The organism is Mycobacterium sp. pW045, assembly GCF_041287085.1.
GTDB classification, from domain to species: Bacteria; Actinomycetota; Actinomycetes; order Mycobacteriales; family Mycobacteriaceae; genus Mycobacterium; species Mycobacterium algericum_A.
Genome location: NZ_JBGGKU010000007.1, coordinates 142,674 through 164,557, shown reverse-complemented (window position 1 = coordinate 164,557; position 21,884 = coordinate 142,674). Strand labels below are relative to the sequence as shown.

At 67.7% G+C, this 21,884-nt stretch carries 19 protein-coding genes; 17 read left to right on the top strand and 2 right to left on the bottom strand.

Going from position 1 to position 21,884, the window contains the following annotated elements:
- Positions 1–34 precede the first annotated feature (34 nt).
- From ACAG20_RS13480 to ACAG20_RS13450, 7 genes are all read left to right on the top strand, one after another.
- Positions 35–3,985, top strand: coding sequence for a DNA-directed RNA polymerase subunit beta' (locus ACAG20_RS13480; protein WP_112684495.1), 3,951 nt, complete (start codon positions 35–37; stop codon positions 3,983–3,985).
- Between the two features lie 176 nt (positions 3,986–4,161).
- Complete coding sequence (locus tag ACAG20_RS13475; protein WP_370492869.1) at positions 4,162–5,637, top strand: glutamate--cysteine ligase; 1,476 nt, start codon at positions 4,162–4,164, stop codon at positions 5,635–5,637.
- 5 nt (positions 5,638–5,642) lie between these two features.
- The gene (locus ACAG20_RS13470) at positions 5,643–6,401 is read left to right on the top strand and encodes a deoxyribonuclease IV (protein ID WP_112684497.1); all 759 of its coding nucleotides are present in this window, start codon (positions 5,643–5,645) and stop codon (positions 6,399–6,401) included.
- Between the two features lie 342 nt (positions 6,402–6,743).
- A complete protein-coding gene (locus ACAG20_RS13465; protein WP_370492868.1) occupies positions 6,744–8,384 on the top strand; it encodes an acyl-CoA dehydrogenase family protein in 1,641 nt (546 codons plus the stop codon).
- Positions 8,385–8,399: 15 nt separating this feature from the next.
- Complete coding sequence (locus ACAG20_RS13460; protein WP_112684499.1) at positions 8,400–9,335, top strand: crotonase/enoyl-CoA hydratase family protein; 936 nt, start codon at positions 8,400–8,402, stop codon at positions 9,333–9,335.
- Between the two features lie 5 nt (positions 9,336–9,340).
- Complete coding sequence (locus ACAG20_RS13455) at positions 9,341–10,075, top strand: PaaX family transcriptional regulator C-terminal domain-containing protein (protein ID WP_370492867.1); 735 nt, start codon at positions 9,341–9,343, stop codon at positions 10,073–10,075.
- Entirely contained in the window at positions 10,072–10,830 is a 759-nt protein-coding gene (locus tag ACAG20_RS13450; protein ID WP_370492866.1) for a crotonase/enoyl-CoA hydratase family protein, read from the top strand. Before ACAG20_RS13455 ends, ACAG20_RS13450 begins: the two co-directional genes overlap by 4 nt.
- A gap of 25 nt (positions 10,831–10,855) precedes the next feature.
- Here the strand turns inward: ACAG20_RS13450 and ACAG20_RS13445 are convergent, their stop codons facing one another.
- Together ACAG20_RS13445 and ACAG20_RS13440 are read right to left on the bottom strand one after the other, a co-directional pair.
- Positions 10,856–11,260, bottom strand: coding sequence for a DUF3060 domain-containing protein (locus ACAG20_RS13445; RefSeq protein WP_112684302.1), 405 nt, complete (start codon positions 11,258–11,260; stop codon positions 10,856–10,858).
- On the bottom strand, positions 11,257–11,634 hold the full coding sequence (locus tag ACAG20_RS13440; protein ID WP_370492865.1) for a DUF3060 domain-containing protein: 378 nt from the start codon (positions 11,632–11,634) through the stop codon (positions 11,257–11,259). The genes ACAG20_RS13445 and ACAG20_RS13440 overlap by 4 nt, the downstream gene beginning before the upstream one ends.
- 154 nt (positions 11,635–11,788) lie before the next feature.
- On the opposite strand from ACAG20_RS13440, the gene ACAG20_RS13435 reads away from it, so the two are divergent.
- The 10 genes from ACAG20_RS13435 to ACAG20_RS13390 all read left to right on the top strand — a co-directional run bounded on the left by ACAG20_RS13435 (position 11,789) and on the right by ACAG20_RS13390 (position 21,879).
- Positions 11,789–12,418, top strand: coding sequence for a TetR/AcrR family transcriptional regulator (locus ACAG20_RS13435; RefSeq protein WP_370492864.1), 630 nt, complete (start codon positions 11,789–11,791; stop codon positions 12,416–12,418).
- A gap of 255 nt (positions 12,419–12,673) precedes the next feature.
- On the top strand, positions 12,674–13,048 hold the full coding sequence (rpsL, locus tag ACAG20_RS13430) for a 30S ribosomal protein S12 (protein ID WP_370492863.1): 375 nt from the start codon (positions 12,674–12,676) through the stop codon (positions 13,046–13,048).
- The gene (rpsG, locus tag ACAG20_RS13425) at positions 13,048–13,518 is read left to right on the top strand and encodes a 30S ribosomal protein S7 (protein WP_112684306.1); all 471 of its coding nucleotides are present in this window, start codon (positions 13,048–13,050) and stop codon (positions 13,516–13,518) included. The genes rpsL and rpsG overlap by 1 nt, the downstream gene beginning before the upstream one ends.
- An 81-nt stretch (positions 13,519–13,599) precedes the next feature.
- The gene (gene fusA, locus ACAG20_RS13420) at positions 13,600–15,702 is read left to right on the top strand and encodes an elongation factor G (protein WP_370492862.1); all 2,103 of its coding nucleotides are present in this window, start codon (positions 13,600–13,602) and stop codon (positions 15,700–15,702) included.
- Between the two features lie 90 nt (positions 15,703–15,792).
- Complete coding sequence (tuf, locus tag ACAG20_RS13415) at positions 15,793–16,983, top strand: elongation factor Tu (RefSeq protein WP_370492861.1); 1,191 nt, start codon at positions 15,793–15,795, stop codon at positions 16,981–16,983.
- A 126-nt stretch (positions 16,984–17,109) separates the two neighbouring features.
- A complete protein-coding gene (locus ACAG20_RS13410; RefSeq protein ID WP_370492860.1) occupies positions 17,110–17,904 on the top strand; it encodes an SHOCT domain-containing protein in 795 nt (264 codons plus the stop codon).
- A gap of 48 nt (positions 17,905–17,952) precedes the next feature.
- Positions 17,953–18,777, top strand: a complete 825-nt coding sequence (locus tag ACAG20_RS13405; RefSeq protein ID WP_083037212.1) for a mycofactocin-coupled SDR family oxidoreductase — start codon at positions 17,953–17,955, stop codon at positions 18,775–18,777.
- 34 nt (positions 18,778–18,811) lie between these two features.
- Positions 18,812–19,987: an NAD(P)/FAD-dependent oxidoreductase gene (locus ACAG20_RS13400; protein WP_370492859.1), complete on the top strand. Its 1,176-nt coding sequence runs from the start codon at positions 18,812–18,814 to the stop codon at positions 19,985–19,987.
- A 91-nt stretch (positions 19,988–20,078) separates the two neighbouring features.
- Positions 20,079–21,119, top strand: a complete 1,041-nt coding sequence (locus tag ACAG20_RS13395; protein WP_370492858.1) for a phosphotransferase family protein — start codon at positions 20,079–20,081, stop codon at positions 21,117–21,119.
- Between the two features lies 1 nt (position 21,120).
- Complete coding sequence (locus ACAG20_RS13390; RefSeq protein ID WP_370492857.1) at positions 21,121–21,879, top strand: SDR family NAD(P)-dependent oxidoreductase; 759 nt, start codon at positions 21,121–21,123, stop codon at positions 21,877–21,879.
- The last annotated feature ends 5 nt before the right edge of the window (positions 21,880–21,884 follow it).

Below are 21,884 nucleotides of genomic sequence, written 5' to 3'. Positions count from 1 at the left end.
TATTTTCTAGTCCCGCAAGGGGAAAGGGAGTTACGTGCTCGACGTCAACTTCTTCGATGAGCTCCGCATCGGCTTGGCGACCGCGGAGGACATCCGGCAATGGTCCTACGGCGAGGTCAAGAAGCCGGAGACCATCAACTACCGCACGCTCAAGCCCGAGAAGGACGGCCTGTTCTGCGAGAAGATCTTCGGACCGACTCGCGACTGGGAGTGCTACTGCGGCAAGTACAAGCGCGTGCGCTTCAAGGGCATCATCTGTGAGCGCTGTGGCGTCGAGGTGACCCGTGCCAAGGTGCGCCGTGAGCGGATGGGCCACATCGAACTGGCCGCGCCGGTTACCCACATCTGGTACTTCAAGGGCGTGCCGTCCCGGTTGGGCTACCTGCTGGACCTGGCGCCCAAGGACCTCGAGAAGATCATCTACTTCGCGGCCTACGTCATCACCGACGTCGACACCGAGATGCGCCACAACGAGCTGTCGACGCTGGAAGCCGAGATGGTCGTCGAGAAGAAGGGTGTCGAGGACCAGCGGGACGCCGACCTGGAGGCCCGTGCCCAGAAGCTGGAGGCCGACCTGGCCGAGCTGGAGGCCGAAGGCGCGAAAGCCGATGTGCGACGCAAGGTTCGCGACGGTGGCGAGCGTGAGATGCGTCAGCTGCGCGACCGTGCCCAGCGTGAGCTGGACCGGCTCGACAACATCTGGGACACCTTCGTCAAGCTGGCTCCCAAGCAGCTGATCGTCGACGAGACCGTCTACCGCGAGCTGGTCGACCGCTACGGCGAGTACTTCACCGGCGCGATGGGCGCGGAGTCGATCCAGAAGCTGATCGAGAACTTCGACATCGACGCCGAGGCCGAGTCGCTGCGCGACACCATCAAGAACGGCAAGGGGCAGAAGAAGCTTCGTGCCCTCAAGCGGCTCAAGGTGGTCGCGGCGTTCCAGCAGTCGGGCAACTCCCCGATGGGCATGGTGCTCGACGCGGTTCCGGTGATCCCGCCGGAGCTGCGCCCGATGGTGCAGCTCGACGGTGGCCGGTTCGCCACTTCCGACCTCAACGACCTGTACCGTCGGGTCATCAACCGCAACAACCGGTTGAAGCGGCTGATCGACCTCGGCGCGCCCGAGATCATCGTCAACAACGAGAAGCGGATGCTGCAGGAGTCCGTCGACGCGCTGTTCGACAACGGCCGTCGCGGCCGGCCTGTCACCGGGCCGGGCAACCGCCCGCTGAAGTCGCTGTCGGATCTGCTCAAGGGCAAGCAGGGCCGGTTCCGGCAGAACCTGCTCGGCAAGCGTGTGGATTACTCCGGTCGCTCCGTTATTGTCGTGGGTCCGCAGCTCAAGCTGCACCAGTGCGGTCTGCCCAAGCTGATGGCACTCGAGCTGTTCAAGCCGTTCGTGATGAAGCGGCTGGTCGACCTCAACCACGCGCAGAACATCAAGAGCGCCAAGCGGATGGTGGAGCGGCAGCGCCCCCAGGTGTGGGACGTCCTCGAAGAGGTCATCGCCGAGCACCCGGTGCTGCTCAACCGCGCCCCCACGCTGCACCGCCTGGGCATCCAGGCCTTCGAGCCGCAGCTGGTGGAGGGCAAGGCCATTCAGCTGCACCCGCTGGTGTGTGAGGCCTTCAACGCCGACTTCGACGGTGACCAGATGGCGGTGCACCTGCCGTTGAGCGCCGAGGCGCAGGCCGAGGCCCGGATCCTGATGCTGTCGTCCAACAACATCCTGTCGCCGGCTTCGGGTCGTCCGCTGGCCATGCCGCGACTGGACATGGTGACCGGACTGTACTTCCTGACCACCGAGATCGAAGGTGACACAGGCGAATACACCCCGGCCGCCAAGGACCGTCCGGAGAGCGGCGTCTACTCCTCGCCCGCCGAGGCGATCATGGCCGTCGACCGCGGTGCACTCTCGGTGCGCGCCAAGATCAAGGTGCGGCTGGATCAGCTGCGGCCGCCCGCCGAGGTGGAGACCGAGCTGTTCGGCGAGAACGGCTGGCGTCCGGGTGACGCCTGGATGACCGAGACCACGCTGGGTCGGGTGATGTTCAACGAGCTGCTGCCCGTGGGCTACCCGTTCGTGAACAAGCAGATGCACAAGAAGGTTCAGGCCGTCATCATCAACGACCTGGCCGAGCGCTACCCGATGATCGTGGTCGCCCAGACCGTGGACAAGCTCAAGGACGCCGGCTTCTACTGGGCCACCCGTTCGGGTGTCACGGTGTCGATGGCTGACGTGTTGGTGCCGCCGCGCAAGAAGGAGATCCTGGACTCCTACGAGGAGCGCGCCGACAAGGTCGAAAAGCAGTTCCAGCGTGGCGCTCTCAACCACGACGAGCGCAACGAGGCGCTGGTGGAGATCTGGAAGGAAGCCACCGAGGAGGTGGGTCAGGCGCTGCGTGACCACTACCCGGCCGACAACCCGATCATCACCATCGTCGACTCCGGTGCGACGGGTAACTTCACCCAGACCCGGACGCTGGCGGGCATGAAGGGTCTGGTGACCAACCCCAAGGGTGAGTTCATCCCGCGGCCGATCAAGTCCTCGTTCCGTGAGGGCCTGACGGTGCTGGAGTACTTCATCAACACCCACGGCGCCCGAAAGGGTTTGGCGGACACCGCGTTGCGTACCGCGGACTCGGGCTACCTGACCCGTCGTCTGGTGGACGTCTCGCAGGACGTGATCGTGCGCGAGCACGACTGCGGCACCGAGCGCGGCATCCTGGTGGAACTGGCCGAGGTGGCTGCCGACGGTTCGCTGATCCGCGACCCGTTCATCGAGACCTCGGCGTACGCCCGCACGTTGGCGGTCGACGCCGTCGATGGCAACGGCAATGTCGTTATCGAGCGCGGCCACGACCTCGGCGACCCGTCGATCGAGGCACTGTTGGGTGCGGGTATCTCGCAGGTGAAGGTGCGGTCGGTGCTGACCTGTGCCACCGGAACCGGCGTCTGCGCGACCTGTTACGGCCGGTCGATGGCCACCGGCAAGCTGGTCGACATCGGCGAGGCCGTCGGCATCGTCGCGGCGCAGTCCATCGGTGAGCCCGGTACCCAGCTGACCATGCGCACCTTCCACCAGGGTGGTGTCGGTGAGGACATCACCGGTGGTCTGCCGCGGGTGCAGGAGCTGTTCGAGGCGCGGATTCCGCGCGGCAAGGCGCCGATCGCCGACGTCGCCGGACGGGTGCAACTCGAGGAGGGCGACAAGTTCTACAAGATCACCATCGTGCCGGACGACGGCGGCGAGGAAGTGGTCTACGACAAGTTGCCCAAGCGTCAGCGGCTGCGGGTGTTCAAGCACGAGGACGGTTCCGAGCGGTTGCTGGCCGACGGTGACCACGTCGAGGTCGGACAGCAGCTCATGGAGGGCTCGGCCGACCCGCACGAGGTGCTGCGCGTGCAGGGTCCCCGCGAGGTGCAGATCCACCTCGTCAAGGAGGTCCAGCAGGTCTACCGCGCTCAGGGCGTGTCGATCCACGACAAGCACATCGAGGTGATCGTCCGGCAGATGCTGCGCCGGGTGACCATCATCGACTCGGGCGCCACGGAGTTCCTGCCCGGTTCGCTGACCGAGCGGGCCGAGTTCGAGACCGAGAACCGTCGGGTGGTGGCCGAGGGCGGCGAGCCCGCGGCCGGCCGTCCGGTGCTGATGGGGATCACCAAGGCGAGCCTGGCCACGGACTCGTGGCTGAGTGCGGCGTCGTTCCAGGAGACCACCCGCGTGCTGACCGATGCGGCGATCAACTGCCGCAGCGACAAACTGCAGGGGCTGAAGGAGAACGTGATCATCGGCAAGCTGATCCCGGCCGGCACCGGGATCAACCGCTACCGCAACATCGCGGTGCAGCCGACCGAGGAGGCCCGGGCCGCCGCGTACACGATCCCGTCCTACGAGGATCAGTACTACAGCCCGGACTTCGGCGCCGCCACCGGTGCCGCGGTTCCGCTGGACGACTACGGGTACAGCGACTACCGGTAGTCCACGACGAGAAGGGCCTCGGGGTACACCCCCGGGGCTTTTCTCGTCGGCGCCGCGTTGGTGTCGCGTTGGTGCGCCCCGCTCGAGCGGCAATCGTACGACGGACTTGCGGCGTGTCGCGTCGTGAGATTGCCGCTCGGCGGCCGGCGCAGGCGTGCTCGGCCCCCATCGCGGGTATGTGGGACCAGGTGAACCACACCGCTCACGGCCGCAGCCAACGTCAGCGCTACCGGCGCAAGATCCAGCAGTGCCTCGACGTCTTCGAGGCGATGCTGGCGCAGTCCGACTTCGACTGTGCGCAGCCGCTGACCGGCATGGAGATCGAGGGCAACCTGATCGACGGTGACTATCGGCCGGCGATGTCGAACTCCGATGTGCTCGCCACGATCGACGATCCGGCATATCAACGCGAACTGGGCGCCCACAACATCGAATTCAACGTCCCGCCGCGGCCGCTGTGCGGGCAGTCGGGACTGGAGTGGGAAGCCGAGGTGCGCTCGAGCCTCAACGCCGCCGAGTCCAAGGCCCGCGCCGACGGCGCACGCATCGTGATGATCGGCATCCTGCCCACGCTGATGCCCGAGCACCTGGCCACGGGCTGGATGAGCGACTCGGCCCGGTATGCGGCACTCAACGATTCGATCTTCGCCGCCCGCGGTGAGGAGCTCGCGATCGAGATCGACGGGCCGGAGCCGCTGAGTCTGTACGCGGCGACGATCGCGCCGGAGTCGGCGTGCACCAGCATGCAGTTGCATCTGCAGGTGTCGCCCGCGCAGTTCGCCGACCACTGGAACGCGGCGCAGGTGCTGGCCGGCCCGCAGTTGGCGTTGGGCGCCAACTCCCCGTACGTCTTCGGCCACCGGCTGTGGGCGGAGACCCGGGTCGAGTTGTTCGCCCAATCTACCGACACCCGCTCCGACGAACTGAAGAACCAGGGCGTGCGGCCGCGAGTTTGGTTCGGCGAGCGGTGGATCACCTCGATCTTCGACCTGTTCGAGGAGAACGTGCGCTACTTCCCGTCGCTGCTGCCGGAGGTGTCCGACGAGGATCCGGTCGCCGAGCTGGCGCAGGGCCGCACCCCACAACTCGCCGAGCTGCGCCTGCACAACGGGACGGTCTATCGGTGGAATCGGCCGGTCTACGACGTCGTCGACGGACGGCCGCACCTGCGCGTGGAGAACCGGGTGCTGCCGTCCGGTCCGACGGTCGCCGACATGCTGGCCAACGCGGTCTTCTACTACGGCCTACTGCGCGGCCTGGCGCACCAGCGGCGGCCGCTGTGGTCCCAGATGAGCTTCGCCACCGCCCACGCCAACTTCCGGGCGGCCGCCCGCCACGGCATCGACGCCCGGCTGTACTGGCCCGAGCTGGGGGAGGTGAGCGTAGCGGAGCTGACCCGGCGCGAACTGCTGCCGATGGCCCGTCGGGGCCTCGACGACTGGGGGGTGGCCGCCGAAGTGTCCGACCGCTTCCTCGGCATCATCGAGGGCCGGGTCGCCACCGGGCGCAACGGCGCCACCTGGCAGGTGGCGACGGTGCGGGCGCTGCAGGCGCAGGGGATGAGCCGGCCCGAGGCGCTCACCGAGATGCTGCGGCGTTACTGCGCGCAGATGCACACCAACCAGCCGGTGCACACCTGGCAACTAAGCTGACCACCGTGTTGATCGGTTCCCATGTGCGCCCGGCCGATCCGTTGGCCGCTGCGGCGGCCGACGGCGCCGACACGGTGCAGATCTTCCTCGGCAACCCGCAGAGCTGGAAGGCCCCCAAGCCGCGTGAGGACGCGGCACAGCTGCGGGAGGCCGCGTTGCCGATCTACGTGCACGCGCCGTACCTGATCAACGTCGCCTCCCCGAACAACCGGGTGCGCATCCCCTCGCGCAAGGTCTTGCAGCAGACCTGCGACGCCGCCGCCGACATCGGCGCGGCCGCGGTGATCGTCCACGGCGGACACGTCACCGCCGACGACGATGATCCACTGGCCGGGTTCATCCGCTGGCGCAAGGCGCTCGACCAGCTCGAGACGACCGTTCCGGTCTATTTGGAGAACACCGCCGGCGGGGACCACGCGATGGCCCGCCGCTTCGACACCATCGCCAGGCTGTGGGATCACATCGGCGACACCGGGGTCGGGTTTTGCCTGGACACCTGCCACACCTGGGCGGCCGGGGAGTCCCTGCCCGATGCGGTGGAGCGGATCAAGGCCATTACCGGGCGCATCGATCTGGTGCACTGCAACGACTCCAAGGATGCCGCCGGGTCGGGTCGGGACCGCCATGCCAACTTCGGCACCGGGCAGATCGATCCGGAGCTGTTGGTCGCCGTCGTCAAGGCCGCCGGCGCCCCGGTCATCTGCGAGACCGCCGAGGAGGGCCGCAAGGCCGACATCGCCTTCCTGCGGGAACGCCTCGGCTGACCGCGGCGGCGAGGATACCGAACGCCCTAATCCAGCCGAAAATACATCCGTATTGACTTATTTTCCTAAAGGACTATGACAAACGGTTGGTAATGTGCTATTAATTTGCTAGGCCCCGTCAGTACGGGCGGCTTACACGATCTCTTTCGCTGGAAGGATCCCCATGGCTGGGCGGCGCGGCTGCGGTGCGGCAGGGATGAGCAGCGCTTAGCCCGGCGCCCCATAGACGCGGCGATCACGGCCCGGAACCTCCCGACCTCGGGCCGTGATCGCCGTTTGTTTGCCGACCGTAAGTCGGATTACATCCGTTGTGCAAACGTCGAAAAACTGTAATACTCGGTCATGGCCGATACGCACATCGTAACCAACCAGGTTCCGCCCTTACGGGGCTACAATCCGGCCTCCTCGCCGGCCCTCATCGAGGCGCTGATCCGTGAGGGCGGCCAGTGGGGCGTCGACGAAGTCACCGACCTTGGTGCCCTCTCCGGCTCCCGGCAAGTGCAGCGCTGGGGCGAACTCGCCGATCGCAACCGCCCGGTTCTGCATACCCACGATGTGGTCGGCAACCGCATCGACGAAGTCGAATACGACCCCGCCTACCACGAGTTGATGCGCACCGCGATCGAGCACGGCTTGCACGCCGCGCCGTGGGCCGACCCGCGGCCGGGCGCCCACGTGGTGCGTGCCGCCCAGACCGGGGTATGGACCGCAGAGCCCGGCCACATGTGTCCGATCTCGATGACCTACGCGATCGTCCCGGCGCTGCGCTACAACCAGGAACTGTCGAAGACCTACGAGCCGCTGTTGACCAGTCGGGTCTATGACCCCGAGCTGAAGGTGCCGGCCGACAAGGCGGGCCTCACCGCGGGCATGTCGATGACCGAAAAGCAGGGCGGCTCCGATGTGCGCGCCGGCACCACCCAGGCGGTGCCCAACGCTGACGGCAGCTACACGCTGACCGGGCACAAGTGGTTCACCTCCGCGCCGATGTGCGATGTGTTCCTGGTGCTCGCCCAGGCACCCGGCGGCCTGAGCTGCTTCTTCCTGCCGCGGGTACTGCCGGATGGCACCCGCAACCGGATGCGGCTGCAGCGGCTCAAGGACAAGCTCGGCAACCACGCCAACGCCTCCAGCGAAATCGAGTACGACGGCGCCACCGCGTGGCTGGTCGGCGAGGAGGGCCGCGGCGTCTCGGTCATCATCGAGATGGTCAACCTGACCCGGCTGGACTGCGCGCTGGGCAGCGCCACCAGCATGCGGATGGGGCTGGCCCGCGCCATCTATCACACGCAGCACCGAAAGGCGTTCGGCGACTACCTGATCGACCAGCCGCTGATGCGCAACGTGCTGGCCGACCTGGCGGTGGAGGCCGAAGCGGCCACCATGGTGACCATGCGGATGGCCGGCGCCACCGACAAGGCGGTCCAGGGTGACGACCGGGAGGGCCTGCTGCGCCGGATCGGGCTGGCGGCCACCAAGTACTGGGTGTGCAAGCGTGCCACGCCGCACGCCGCCGAGGCGATGGAATGCCTGGGCGGCAACGGCTACATCGAGGACACTTTGATGCCGCGGCTGTACCGGGAGGCGCCGCTGATGGGCATCTGGGAGGGGTCGGGCAACGTCAGCGCACTGGACACGCTGCGGGCCTTGGCAACCCAGCCCGACTCGGTGACGGTGCTCTTCGACGAGCTGGCCGACAGCGCCGGACAAGACGTGCGACTCGACGCCCACGTCGCTGCCCTCAAGACCCAACTGGGCGACCTGGGCGGCGATCTTCAGGTCGCCCAGTATCGGGCCCGCAAGATCGCCGAGGACATCTGCCTGGCGTTGCAGGGTGCGCTGCTGGTGCGTCACGGCCACCCGGCGGTGGTCGAGGCGTTCCTGGCGACCCGCCTCGACGGCCGGTGGGGCGGCGCGTTCGGCACCCTGCCGGCCGGCCTGGAGCTGGGGCCGATCCTCGAGCGGTCCTTGGTGAAGGACTGAGGGGCCGGCGAATTCATGCGGCACCACATCGCCCCGGTTGAGTACGACAACCTGCGGACGATGACCTACGAGGTCACCGACCGCGTCGCCCGGATCACCTTCGACCGCCCCGAGAAGGGCAACGCGATCACCGCCGACACCCCGCTGGAACTGTCGGCCCTGGTGGAGCGGGCCGACCTGGATCCGAACGTGCACGTGATTCTGGTATCCGGTCGCGGCGAGGGGTTCTGCGCCGGTTTCGACCTGAGTGCCTACGCCGAAGGGTCGTCGTCGGCGGGCGGCGAGGGCTACCGGGGCAGCGTGCTCGACGGCAAGGTGCAGGCGGCCAACCATCGTGCCGATCAGCCGTGGGATCCGATGGTCGACTACCAGATGATGAGCCGGTTCGTTCGCGGCTTCGCCTCGCTGATGTACGCCGACAAACCGACCGTGGTCAAGATCCACGGCTACTGCGTGGCCGGCGGCACCGATATCGCGCTGCACGCCGACCAGGTGATCGCGGCGTCCGACGCCAAGATCGGCTATCCGCCGACCCGGGTGTGGGGGGTGCCGGCGGCCGGGCTGTGGGCACACCGGCTCGGCGACCAGCGTGCCAAACGCCTACTGCTGACCGGGGATTGCATCACCGGCGCCCAAGCCGCCGAATGGGGTCTGGCCATCGAGGCCCCGGATCCGGCGGATCTCGACGAGCGCACCGAACGCCTGGTGGCGCGTATCGCCGCGATGCCGGTCAACCAGCTGATCATGGCCAAGCTCGCGCTCAACACCGCGCTGCAGCAACAAGGCGTGGCGACCAGCCGAATGGTCAGCACCGTCTTCGACGGCGTGGCGCGGCACACTCCCGAGGGGCACGCGTTCGTCGCCGACGCGGTGGCACACGGGTTTCGCGAGGCGGTGCGCCACCGCGACGAGCCGTTCGGCGATTACGGCCGGCGAGCCTCGGATGTGTAGCGGCCATGCCTGACGCACCCGTCCGCATGACGGCCCGATCGGTGGTGCTGTCGGTGCTGCTGGGGGCGCACCCCGCCTCGGCCACATCTGCTGAACTACTCAATATCACAGCGGGTTTCGGCATCAAAGAGACCGCCATGCGGGTGGCGCTCACCCGGCTGGTTGCTGCCGGGGACCTGGTCCGATCCGCCGGGGGCTATGGGCTCTCCGAACGGCTGCTCGAGCGCCAGCGCCGGCAGGACGAGGCGTTGAATCCGCAGACCCGGCGTTGGGGCGGCGACTGGCTCGCCGTGGTGATCACCAGCATCGGCTGCGACGCCCGAACCCGGGCCGCCTTGCGATCCCGTCTGACCGAGCGGCGATTCGGCGAACTGCGCGAAGGGATTTGGATGCGGCCCGACAATATCGCCGTCGACCTGGGCGCCGAGCTGACCGCGCACACCCGACTGCTCACCGCGCGTGACGAGACACCGGCCGAACTCGCCGGCAGGCTATGGGATCTGGCCGGGTGGGCGGCAACCGGCAACGAACTGCTCGCCGAGATCGCGGCTGCCCCCGACGTGCCCGGCCGCTTCATCGTCGCCGCTGCCATGGTCCGCCATCTGCGCCGCGATCCGGTACTGCCCACCGAACTGCTCCCGCCGGACTGGCCCGGAGACCGGATCCGCAGGCGTTACGCGGAATTCGTAGACGAGGTGGCCGCGCAGCGCGACGCCGGCCGAACGGTGGAGGTGCCATGAACGTACGAGTGGAGCGCAGCGGCGCGGTGACCACGGTGATCCTGGACCGGCCGGAGGCGCGTAACGCCGTCGACGGACCGACCGCCGCCGCGTTGTATCAGGCCTTCGCCGAATTCGACCGCGACGACTCGGCAGCCGTGGCGGTGCTGTGGGGCGACCACGGAACCTTCTGCGCCGGAGCCGATCTCAAGGCGTTCGGCACCGAGAAGACCAATCAGACCCATCGCAGCGGGCCGGGGCCGATGGGGCCGACCCGGATGACGCTGACCAAGCCGGTGATCGCCGCGGTGAGCGGCTACGCCGTGGCCGGCGGCCTGGAACTGGCGCTCTGGTGCGACCTGCGGGTCGTCGAGGCCGACGCGGTGTTCGGCGTGTTCTGCCGGCGTTGGGGGGTACCGCTCATCGACGGTGGCACCGTTCGGTTGCCCCGATTGATCGGCCACAGCCGGGCCATGGACATGATCCTCACCGGGCGGGCCGTGGACGCCGCCGAGGCGCACGCGATCGGGCTGGCCAACCGGGTGGTGCCCACCGGGCAGGCCCGCGCCGCCGCCGAGCAGTTGGCCGGCGAACTGGCCGAGTTGCCGCAGCGCTGCCTGCGCTCGGATCGGCTGTCGGCGCTGCACCAGTGGGGCATGACCGAACCGCATGCGATGGATCTCGAATTCGGCAGCCTTTCGCGGGTGGCCGATGAGGCGCGGCGGGGGGCGGGCCGGTTCGCCGGTGGCGCCGGCCGGCACGGCGCCAAGGCCTGAGCGCCGCAACCCGGACCGTATGCGGTCAGCGGCTGCCGGCGATGGTGTTGCCCGATCCGCGATCGTCCACGCTCGGCTCGCCGGCGCGGTAGGTGACGGAGTTGTTGAGCCCGGTGATCGTCAGTGATTTGTCCACCCGCTCGACGGTGATCCGGTTGTCAGCCCCCGCGACGTTCACCGCCTCGCAGCGACCCCGGACCGTCAACCGGTTGTTGGACCCGGCCACATTGAGCGATTTGCCGTCGGCACAGTCCACCGCCGAGGTGGTCCCGAACGAGCCGTAATCGATGGTGTCGATATTCGCGCTCATCGACAGCCGCTTGGCCGGGGCCGCATCGGTGGCATCGTCGCAGCCGGCCAGACCGAGAACCAGGCCGAGCATCAAGGTGGTGATCGCGGCGCAGCCCAGCGGCGGCGACCCGCGGGTCACGCCGCTACGCGTTGGAGCCGGTTGGTCATCCCCAGCTCACGCCCGCGGTCGAACAGCAGCGGGTCGCCGTTGTGGTAGTACACGGTCTGGTCGTAGCCGTAAACGGTGACGTCGTTGATGATGGTCTCTGCGATGACGGTGTTCTGCGAGCCCTGCATGGTCACCGCCCAGCAGTTGCCCATCGCGTGGACGGTGTTGTTGACCCCGTTGATGAACAGCGTGCCGCCGTTGCAGTCCAGCGTGCGCGTCTCGTGCACCCCGTAGACGTGAATGTCGCCGGGCACGGCGTGCGCGCTCGGGGCCCCGCTCGTCAAGCCGCCCGCCAAACCGCCCGCGACGCACAGCAGGGCGGCACCCAGCGTGGTCCATTTCATCTGCGTGCCCCTCTCGACGGACGCGATCCCGGCAAAGCTTACGTCGCGCCGCCTCGGCCGTAGGCGGGTTCCCCCAACTGCCCGTCGATTAGAGTTTTGTGCTGATCGCGCGTCCGTCTCCCGTCCGGCACCCGCGCTAAGAAGGGCGAACACCATGTCAGCTCAGCCAGACCCGCCGTCGGCGGGTGGTCGCTCGCGCGGCAACGGCAGATCGGGGACGCGCCCGGTCAAGCTGAGCCGGGACGTAATCGTCAACGCCGCACTGAACTTCCTGGACCGCGAGGGCTGGGACGCCCTGACCATCAATGCGCTGGCCACCCAGCTGGGCACCAAAGGCCCCTCGCTGTACAACCATGTGCACAGCCTGGGTGACCTGCGCCGCGCGATGCGGATGCGAGTCATCGACGACATCCTCGAGATGCTGACCCAGGTCGGCCAGGGCCGCGCCCGCGACGACGCGGTGCTGGTGATGGCCGGCGCCTACCGTAGCTACGCCCACCACCACCCGGGCCGCTATTCGGCGTTCACCCGGATGCCGCTGGGCGGTGATGACCCGGAATACACCGCGGCGGCCACCCGCGCCGCGGCCCCGGTGATCGAGGTGTTGACCTCCTACGGGCTCGACGGCGACCGGGCGTTTCACGCCGCCCTGGAGTTCTGGGCGGCCATGCACGGTTTCGTGCTGCTGGAGATGACCGGGGTGATGGACAATGTCGACACCGACGCGGTCTTCGCCGACATGGTGCGCCGGCTGGCCGCGGGGATGGACAGCCGCACCGGATAGCCGCGGCGGGGGCTGCAGGGAAGGCTGGGGACGCGCTTTGACCTGCCGGAGTGCTGGCGGGTATTGTGGTAGCTCGTGCCTGGCCACTGAGGCGCGTTTGGTGACATAACGCGCGCGCCTGGCCCAATTCGCATGTCCATTATGCAGCGGAGAAATCCGAGGCCGGCCCGTGCGACACGCCCGACCGCGGGGTAGCGGTAGGGCGCAGGACAGCAGGAATTACAGAGTTTGAACAGCGATACAGGAAGCCGGTAGATGCCAACCATTCAGCAGCTGGTCCGCAAGGGCCGCCGCGACAAGCTCGGCAAGGTCAAGACCGCGGCCCTCAAGGGCAGCCCGCAGCGGCGTGGCGTGTGCACCCGCGTGTACACCACCACCCCGAAGAAGCCGAACTCGGCGCTTCGCAAGGTGGCTCGCGTCAGGCTGACCAGCCAGGTCGAGGTGACCGCCTACATCCCGGGCGAGGGCCACAACCTGCAGGAGCACTCGATGGTGCTGGTGCGTGGTGGCCGGGTGAAGGACCTGCCGGGTGTGCGCTACAAGATCATCCGTGGCTCGCTGGACACCCAGGGGGTCAAGGGCCGCAAGCAGGCCCGCAGCCGCTACGGCGCCAAGAAGGAGAAGAGCTGATGCCGCGCAAGGGTCCCGCTCCCAAGCGTCCGTTGGTTTCCGACCCGGTCTACGGGTCCCAACTGGTCACCCAGTTGGTCAACAAGGTGCTGGTGGCCGGCAAGAAGTCACTGGCCGAGCGCATCGTCTACGGCGCGCTGGAGCAGGCGCGTGACAAGACCGGCACCGACCCGGTGGTCACGCTCAAGCGCGCGCTGGACAACGTCAAGCCGGCGCTCGAGGTGCGCAGCCGCCGCGTCGGTGGCGCCACCTACCAGGTGCCGGTCGAGGTCCGGGCCGAGCGCTCCACCACGCTGGCGCTGCGCTGGCTGGTGAGCTTCTCGCGGGCGCGCCGGGAGAAGACGATGGTCGAGCGGCTGGCCAACGAGATCCTCGACGCCAGCAACGGGCTCGGCGCTTCGGTCAAGCGCCGGGAGGACACCCACAAGATGGCCGAGGCGAACCGGGCCTTCGCGCACTACCGCTGGTAGACGACGGCCGGCACCCCGATCGACGGGGCAGGTCCGGCGACAACAAGCAATAGAAGTTATCGAAAGAGTGGGAAGACAGCTGTGGCACAGGACGTGCTCACCGACCTGAACAAGGTCCGCAACATCGGCATCATGGCGCACATCGATGCCGGCAAGACGACGACCACCGAGCGGATCCTGTACTACACCGGTGTCAACTACAAGATCGGTGAGACGCACGACGGCGCCTCGACCACCGACTGGATGGAACAGGAGCAGGAGCGCGGCATCACCATCACCTCGGCCGCGGTGACCTGCTTCTGGAACAACAACCAGATCAACATCATCGACACCCCGGGCCACGTCGACTTCACCGTCGAGGTGGAGCGGTCGCTGCGCGTCCTTGACGGCGCCGTTGCGGTCTTCGACGGCAAGGAAGGTGTGGAGCCGCAGTCCGAGCAGGTGTGGCGGCAGGCCGACAAGTACGACGTGCCGCGGATCTGCTTTGTCAACAAGATGGACAAGCTGGGCGCGGACTTCTACTTCACCGTGCGCACCATCAAGGAGCGCCTCGGCGCGACTCCGTTGGTGATCCAGCTGCCGATCGGCGCGGAGAACGACTTCGAGGGCATCGTCGACCTGGTCGAGATGAACGCCAAGGTGTGGCGCGGTGAGACCAAGCTCGGCGAGACCTACGAGACCGTCGAGATCCCGGCCGACCTGGCCGACAAGGCCGACGAATACCGGACCGCGCTGCTGGAGGCCGTCGCCGAGACCGACGAGGCGCTGCTGGAGAAGTACCTCGGCGGTGAGGAGCTCTCGGTCGAGGAGATCAAGGGCGGCATCCGCAAGCTGACGGTCTCCTCGGAGCTCTACCCGGTGCTGTGCGGCAGCGCGTTCAAGAACAAGGGCGTCCAGCCGATGCTGGACGCGGTGGTCGACTACCTGCCGTCGCCGCTGGACGTCGAGTCGGTGCAGGGTCACGTGCCCGGCAAGGAAGACGAGGTCATCAGCCGCAAGCCCAGCATCGACGAGCCGTTCTCGGCGCTGGCGTTCAAGATCGCGGTGCACCCGTTCTTCGGCAAGCTGACCTACGTGCGGGTGTACTCCGGCAAGGTGGAGTCCGGCGCCCAGGTGATCAACTCGACCAAGGGCAAGAAGGAACGGCTGGGCAAGCTGTTCCAGATGCACTCCAACAAGGAGAACCCGGTCGACTCGGTTTCGGCCGGCCACATCTACGCGGTGATCGGGCTGAAGGACACCACCACCGGCGACACGCTGTGCGACCCGAACAACCAGATCGTGCTGGAGTCGATGACGTTCCCGGCCCCGGTCATCGAGGTCGCCATCGAGCCCAAGACCAAGAGCGACCAGGAGAAGTTGGGCCTGGCGATCCAGAAGCTGGCCGAAGAGGACCCGACCTTCAAGGTGCACCTCGACCAGGAGACCGGTCAAACCGTGATCGGCGGCATGGGCGAGTTGCACCTGGACATCCTGGTCGACCGGATGCGCCGCGAGTTCAAGGTCGAGGCCAACGTCGGCAAGCCGCAGGTGGCCTACAAGGAGACCATCCGCCGCAAGGTGGAGAAGGTCGAATACACCCACAAGAAGCAGACGGGTGGGTCGGGCCAGTTCGCGAAGGTCATCATCGACCTCGAGCCGTTCACCGGCGAAGACGGTGCGACCTACGAGTTCGAGAACAAGGTCACCGGTGGTCGCGTCCCGCGCGAGTACATTCCCGCGGTCGACGCCGGCGCCCAGGACGCCATGCAGTACGGCGTGCTGGCCGGCTACCCGCTGGTCAACCTGAAGGTCACGCTGCTCGACGGTCAGTACCACGACGTCGACTCCTCCGAGATGGCCTTCAAGGTGGCCGGCTCGCAGGCGCTGAAAAAGGCTGCCGCAGCGGCGCAGCCGGTGATCCTGGAACCGATCATGGCCGTCGAGGTCACCACGCCCGAGGACTACATGGGCGATGTGATCGGGGACCTGAACTCCCGCCGTGGTCAGATCCAGGCCATGGAGGAGCGCAGCGGTGCGCGTGTCGTCAAGGCGCAGGTGCCGTTGTCGGAGATGTTCGGCTACGTCGGAGACCTCCGGTCGAAGACCCAGGGCCGGGCGAACTACTCCATGGTGTTCGCAACTTACGCCGAAGTGCCGGCGCAGGTGGCGAAGGAGATTATCGCCAAGGCGACGGGCGAATAAGCACTACCCGCCCATGCCGCTACGGTGGCACAAACTGGAAAACATCAAACCTGCTGTAACCCAGCACCAACAAGTCCAGGAGGACATGAAGTGGCGAAGGCGAAGTTCGAGCGGACGAAGCCGCACGTCAACATCGGGACCATCGGTCACGTTGACCACGGCAAGACCACGCTGACCGCGGCTATCACCAAGGTTCTGCACGACAAGTACCCGGAACTGAACGAGTCGCGTGCGTTCGACCAGATCGACAACGCTCCCGAGGAGCGGCAGCGCGGCATCACGATCAACATCTCCCACGTGGAGTACCAGACCGAGAAGCGGCATTACGCCCACGTCGACGCCCCGGGCCACGCCGACTACATCAAGAACATGATCACCGGTGCCGCCCAGATGGACGGTGCGATCCTGGTGGTCGCGGCCACCGACGGCCCGATGCCGCAGACCCGCGAGCACGTGCTGCTGGCCCGTCAGGTCGGCGTGCCCTACATCCTGGTGGCGCTGAACAAGTCCGACATGGTCGACGACGAGGAGCTCCTCGAGCTCGTCGAGATGGAGGTCCGCGAACTGCTGGCCGCCCAGGAGTTCGACGAGGAGGCCCCGGTGGTCCGCGTGTCGGCGCTCAAGGCGCTGGAGGGCGACGAGAAGTGGGTCAAGTCCGTCGAGGACCTGATGGAGGCCGTCGACGAGTCCATCCCGGACCCGGTCCGCGACACCGACAAGCCGTTCCTGATGCCCGTTGAGGACGTGTTCACGATCACCGGTCGTGGCACCGTGGTCACCGGTCGTGTCGAGCGTGGCGTGATCAACGTCAACGAGGACGTCGAGATCGTCGGCATCCGTCCGGAGACCACCAAGACCACCGTCACCGGTGTGGAGATGTTCCGCAAGCTGCTGGACCAGGGTCAGGCCGGTGACAACGTCGGTCTGCTGATCCGTGGTATCAAGCGTGAGGACGTCGAGCGTGGCCAGGTTGTGGTCAAGCCCGGCACCACCACCCCGCACACCGAGTTCGAGGGCCAGGCCTACATCCTGTCCAAGGACGAGGGCGGCCGTCACACGCCGTTCTTCACCAACTACCGTCCGCAGTTCTACTTCCGCACCACCGACGTGACCGGTGTGGTGAGCCTGCCGGAGGGCACCGAGATGGTGATGCCCGGTGACAACACCGAGATGAGCGTGAAGCTGATCCAGCCCGTCGCCATGGACGAGGGTCTGCGGTTCGCCATCCGTGAGGGTGGCCGCACCGTCGGCGCCGGCCGGGTCACCAAGATCATCAAGTAGTTCATCCCTGCGCGAGCAGACGTAAAGGCCCCCTTTCCCGCGTGGAAAGGGGGTTTTTGCTGGGGGCACCTCCCGCTTGCGGGGGACTGCTCGCCGTGGTGGCCGGCCGGCGCTACTGTGACGCTCATGTTGTGGCGCTATGTGAAGGCGCAGGCCGCGGTGCTGTTGTGCGGGGGACTGGTGGGCCCGATCTTCCTCGCGGTCTTTTTCGCGACCGGACGACAGGCCGATCTGAAGTGGATGTTCTACACCGGGTTGCTGGTCAGCTTCGCCGACGTGCTCGTCGCACTGGCGCTGACCTCCTACGGCGCGAAGTCGGGCGCCACCAGCCATTTCCTGGAGCAGCATGGTGTGCTCGCCCTGGCGCAGGTGACCGGCGTGCACGAGACCGGGACGCGGATCAACGAGCAACCGCTGGTCAAACTCGACCTGCACATCGAGGGGCCCGGGCTGAGCCCGTTCGACGCCCAGGATCGGGTGCTGGCGTCGGTGACGCGGCTGCCCATGATCTCCAGCCGCACACTGGCGGTGCTTGTCGACCCGGCCACCCGCGACTACCGAATCGACTGGCAGCGCAGCGCGTTGCTCGCCGGTGCGGTCCCGGCCCGATTCACCGTGGCCGAGGACGACACGACCTACGACCTCACCGGTCAGGCCGGGCCGCTGATGGAGATCCTGCAGCTGCTGCGGGCCAACGGCGTCGAGGCGCGGGGTATGACCGACATCCGGTCGAACCCGGTGCTGCGTCAACAGGTGTCGGCGGTGGTCAGGCGGGCCGGTGCGCAGCGGTCGGGGCCGGCCGCACCGGAGCCGCGGTCAGCGTCCGAACGGCTACTGGAACTGGACGCGCTGCGGCGCACCGGTGCGGTGACCGACGACGAATACGCACAGAAGCGTCGACAGATCATCGCCGAACTGTGAGGTCCGCAGACGGTAGAACACGTTCTAATTGCTGCTAGCCTGAAGCCCGTGAACGCTAACGGGACTTTGCAGGGCAAGGTGGCATTGGTCACCGGCGCGGCGCGCGGTCAGGGCCGGGCGCACGCGATCCGGTTGGCGGCCGAGGGTGCCGACATCATCGCCGCGGACATCTGCGCGCCGGCATCGGAGTGCATCACCTATCCGGCCGCCACGCCCGACGACCTCGCCGAGATGGTCCGCGGGGTCGAGGCGCAGGGCCGCAAGGTGCTGGCCCGCTCGCTCGACGTCCGCGACGACGGCGCGCTGCGTGCCCTGGTCGCCGACGGGGTGGAGCAGTTCGGCCGGCTCGACGTCGTGGTGGCCAACGCCGGGGTGTTGAGCTGGGGCCGGCTCTGGGAGCTCACTGACGAGCAGTGGAACACCGTCATCGACGTCAACCTGACCGGCACCTGGCGCACCATCCGCGCCGCGGTGCCGGCGATGATCGAGGCCGGCAACGGCGGGTCGATCGTGATCGTCAGCTCCTCGGCCGGGTTGAAGGCCACGCCCGGCAACGGCCACTACGCGGCGTCCAAGTACGGCCTGGTGGCTTTGACCAACACCCTGGCGCTGGAGGTCGGCGAGCACGGGATCCGGGTCAACTCCATTCACCCCTACTCGGTGGACACCCCGATGATCGAACCGCAGGTGATGGCCAAGATCTTCGGCGAGCACCCCGACTTCCTGCACGCCTTCCCCCCGATGCCGTTGCGTCCCAACGGTTTCATGAGCTCCGAAGAGGTCGCCGAGGTGGTCGTCTGGCTGGCCGGTGAGGGTTCGGGAGTCCTGACGGGTGTGCAGATCCCGGTCGACAAGGGCGCTTTGAAATACTGAGCGCTCTGCTGGGACCACAACTAGGGGGATCGACGTGCCCGAACACGGGATCGTCATCGTCGGCGGGGGTCTGGCCGCCGTGCGTACCGCCGAGGAGCTCCGACGCGAGGAGTACACCGGGCCGATCACGATCGTCTCCGATGAGACCCGATTGCCGTATGACCGGCCACCGCTGACCAAGGACGTGCTGCGCGGCGAACGCGACGACACCACCCTGGAACCGCCGGAGTTCTACGCCGACCGCGCTATCGACCTGCGGCTGGGATGTGGCGCCAGCGGCGTGGACCCCGCGGCGCAGACCGTGACCCTGGCCGACGGCACCGTGCTCGGCTATGACCAGCTCGTCATCGCCACCGGCCTGGTGCCGCGGCGCATTCCGAGCCTGGGTGACGTGGACGGCATCCGGGTGGTCCGCTCCTTCGAGGACAGCCTGGTGTTGCGCGGCGATGCGGCCGCGGCACGGCGCGCGGTGGTGATCGGCGCCGGTTTCATCGGCTGCGAGGCGGCGGCCAGCCTGCGCAAGCTGGGAGTCGACGTGGTGCTGGTCGAGCCGCAGCCCACCCCGCTGGCCGGGGTGCTCGGGGAGCAGATCGGTGAACTGGTGGCGCGAATGCACCGTGCCAACGGTGTCGAGGTCCGCGGCGGCATCGGGGTCGCGGAGGTCCGCGGCGCCGGGCGCGTCGAGACCGTTGTGCTCACCGACGGCACCGAGCTGGCCGCCGACCTGGTGGTGCTCGGCGTCGGCTCGCACCCGGCGACCGGCTGGCTGGACGGCAGCGGCATCGAGGTCGAGAACGGGGTGCTCTGCGACCTGACCGGGCGCACCAGCGCGCCGAACGTGTGGGCCGTCGGCGACGTGGCGTTCTGGCGCGGTGGCGGACATGAAGTCCGGGTCGAGCACTGGAGCAACGTGGTCACCCAGGTGCGGGTGATGGTGCCGACGATGCTGGGCCGGGAGTCGTTGCACGACGTACTGGTCCCGCCGTACTTCTGGAGCGACCAGTACGACGTCAAGATCCAGTGCCTGGGCGAGCCGAAGGCCACCGACACTGTGCACCTGGTCGAGGACGACGGCCACAAGTTCTTGGCTTACTACGAGCGGGACGGCGTGCTGGTCGGTGTCGTCGGCGCGGGCCGGCCCGGCAAGGTGATGGGGGTGCGGGCCAAGATCGCCGGCGGCGCCCCGATCGCCGAGGTCCTCAACTCCTGACCGCGGCAGCAGTCCCCGCGCAATCGCGGGCAGCCCTTCCGTTTTCCGCGGAGAACGGTATTCTCCATTTGGAGATTGAGAGGTGCGGCCGATGGATGACGGACAAGGAACCCGGCTCGACGCGGTGGCGCTGGGCCGCTGGCTCGACGCCAACGGCGCCCCCGGAGATGGCGAGACCCCCACGCTGGAACCGCTCACCGGCGGCTCGCAGAACACCCTTTACCGGCTGTGCCGGGGCGGTGCCGCGATGGTGCTGCGGATGCCGGGCGCGCGGGCCGACGCGGCCCGTATCGACGGGCTGCGGCGCGAGATCCGGCTGGTGCGTGCCCTGTCGGGCACCGACGTCCCGCACGCGGAACTGATCGCCGCCGACGACACCGGCGAACTGCTCGGCGTACCGTTCTACGTCATGGCCGAGGTGGACGGCTGGAACTCGACCGGCAACGCGTGGCCGGCTCCGTTCGACGCCGACCTGACCGCGCGACGCGGCCTGGCCTTCGAACTGGTCGAGGGCGCCGCCCGGCTCGGGCGGGTGGACTGGCGGGCGCAGGGGCTGGAAGGGTTCGGCCGTCCAGACGGATTTCACGAGCGCCAGGTCGATCGCTGGCTGGCCTTCCTGGACAGCTACCGGGTGCGCGACCTGCCGGGCCTCGACGAGGCATCCGACTGGTTGCGCGGCAACCGCCCCACCCACTACACCCCGGGCATCATGCACGGCGACTACCAGTTCGCCAACGTGATGTATGCCCACGGCGCCCCGGCGAAACTCGTCGCGATCATCGACTGGGAGATGACCACCATCGGCGATCCGCTACTGGATCTGGCTTGGGCGCTGCTGGGCTACGACGGCGAAAACCCTCGCACCCAAGGCTATTACGCCGACCTGGCCGGCATGCCCACCCGCAGCGAATTGCTCGAGCATTACGAGAAGATCAGCGGGCTGTCGACGGAGCACATCGACTACTACCTGGTGCTGGCCAACTGGAAACTCGGGATCGTGCTGGAGAAGACCTACGCCGCCTCGGTCACCGGCGACCGGGTCGACCCGAAGATCGCCGCGGCCATGGGCCCGATGATCCCGCAGTTGATCGCCAGCGCGGCCGAACTGGCCCGCTCGTCGACGGGAGCCTGACATGGGGTATGCCGACGGATTGTTCGACCTGACCGACCGGGTGGTGCTGGTCACCGGTGGCAGCCGCGGTCTGGGCCGCGAGATGGCGCTGGCGGCCGCCCACTGCGGCGCGGACGTGGTGATCGCCAGCCGCAAACTCGACGCGTGCCAGGCCACCGCCGCCGAGATCGAGGCGGCGACGGGGCGCGCCGCCATGCCGTACGCGGTGCACGTCGGGCGCTGGGATCAGCTCGACGGCTTGGTCGACGCGGCCTATGAGCAGTTCGGCCGGGTCGACGTGCTGGTCAACAATGCGGGCATGTCGCCGGTGTACGACAAGCAGACCGACGTCACCGAGAAGATGTTCGACGCGGTGGTCAACCTCAACCTCAAGGGGCCGTTCCGGCTTTCGGCCCTGGTCGGTGAACGCATGGTGGCCGCCGGCCGGGGCTCGATCATCAACGTCAGCACCCACGGCTCGCTGCGCCCGCATCCGTCGTTCATCCCCTACGCCGCAGCCAAAGCCGGACTCAACGTCATGACCGAAGCGCTGGCCCAGGCGTACGGGCCGGCCGTGCGGGTCAACACCTTGATGCCGGGGCCGTTCCTGACCGACATCTCCAAGGCGTGGAACTTCGGCGACGCCAACCCGTTCGGTCACTTCGCCCTGCAACGTGCCGGCCAGCCGAACGAGATCGTCGGCGCGGCACTGTTTTTGATGTCGGATGCATCCAGCTACACCACTGCCTCGATACTGCGGGCCGACGGCGGCCCGCCCTGATCGAG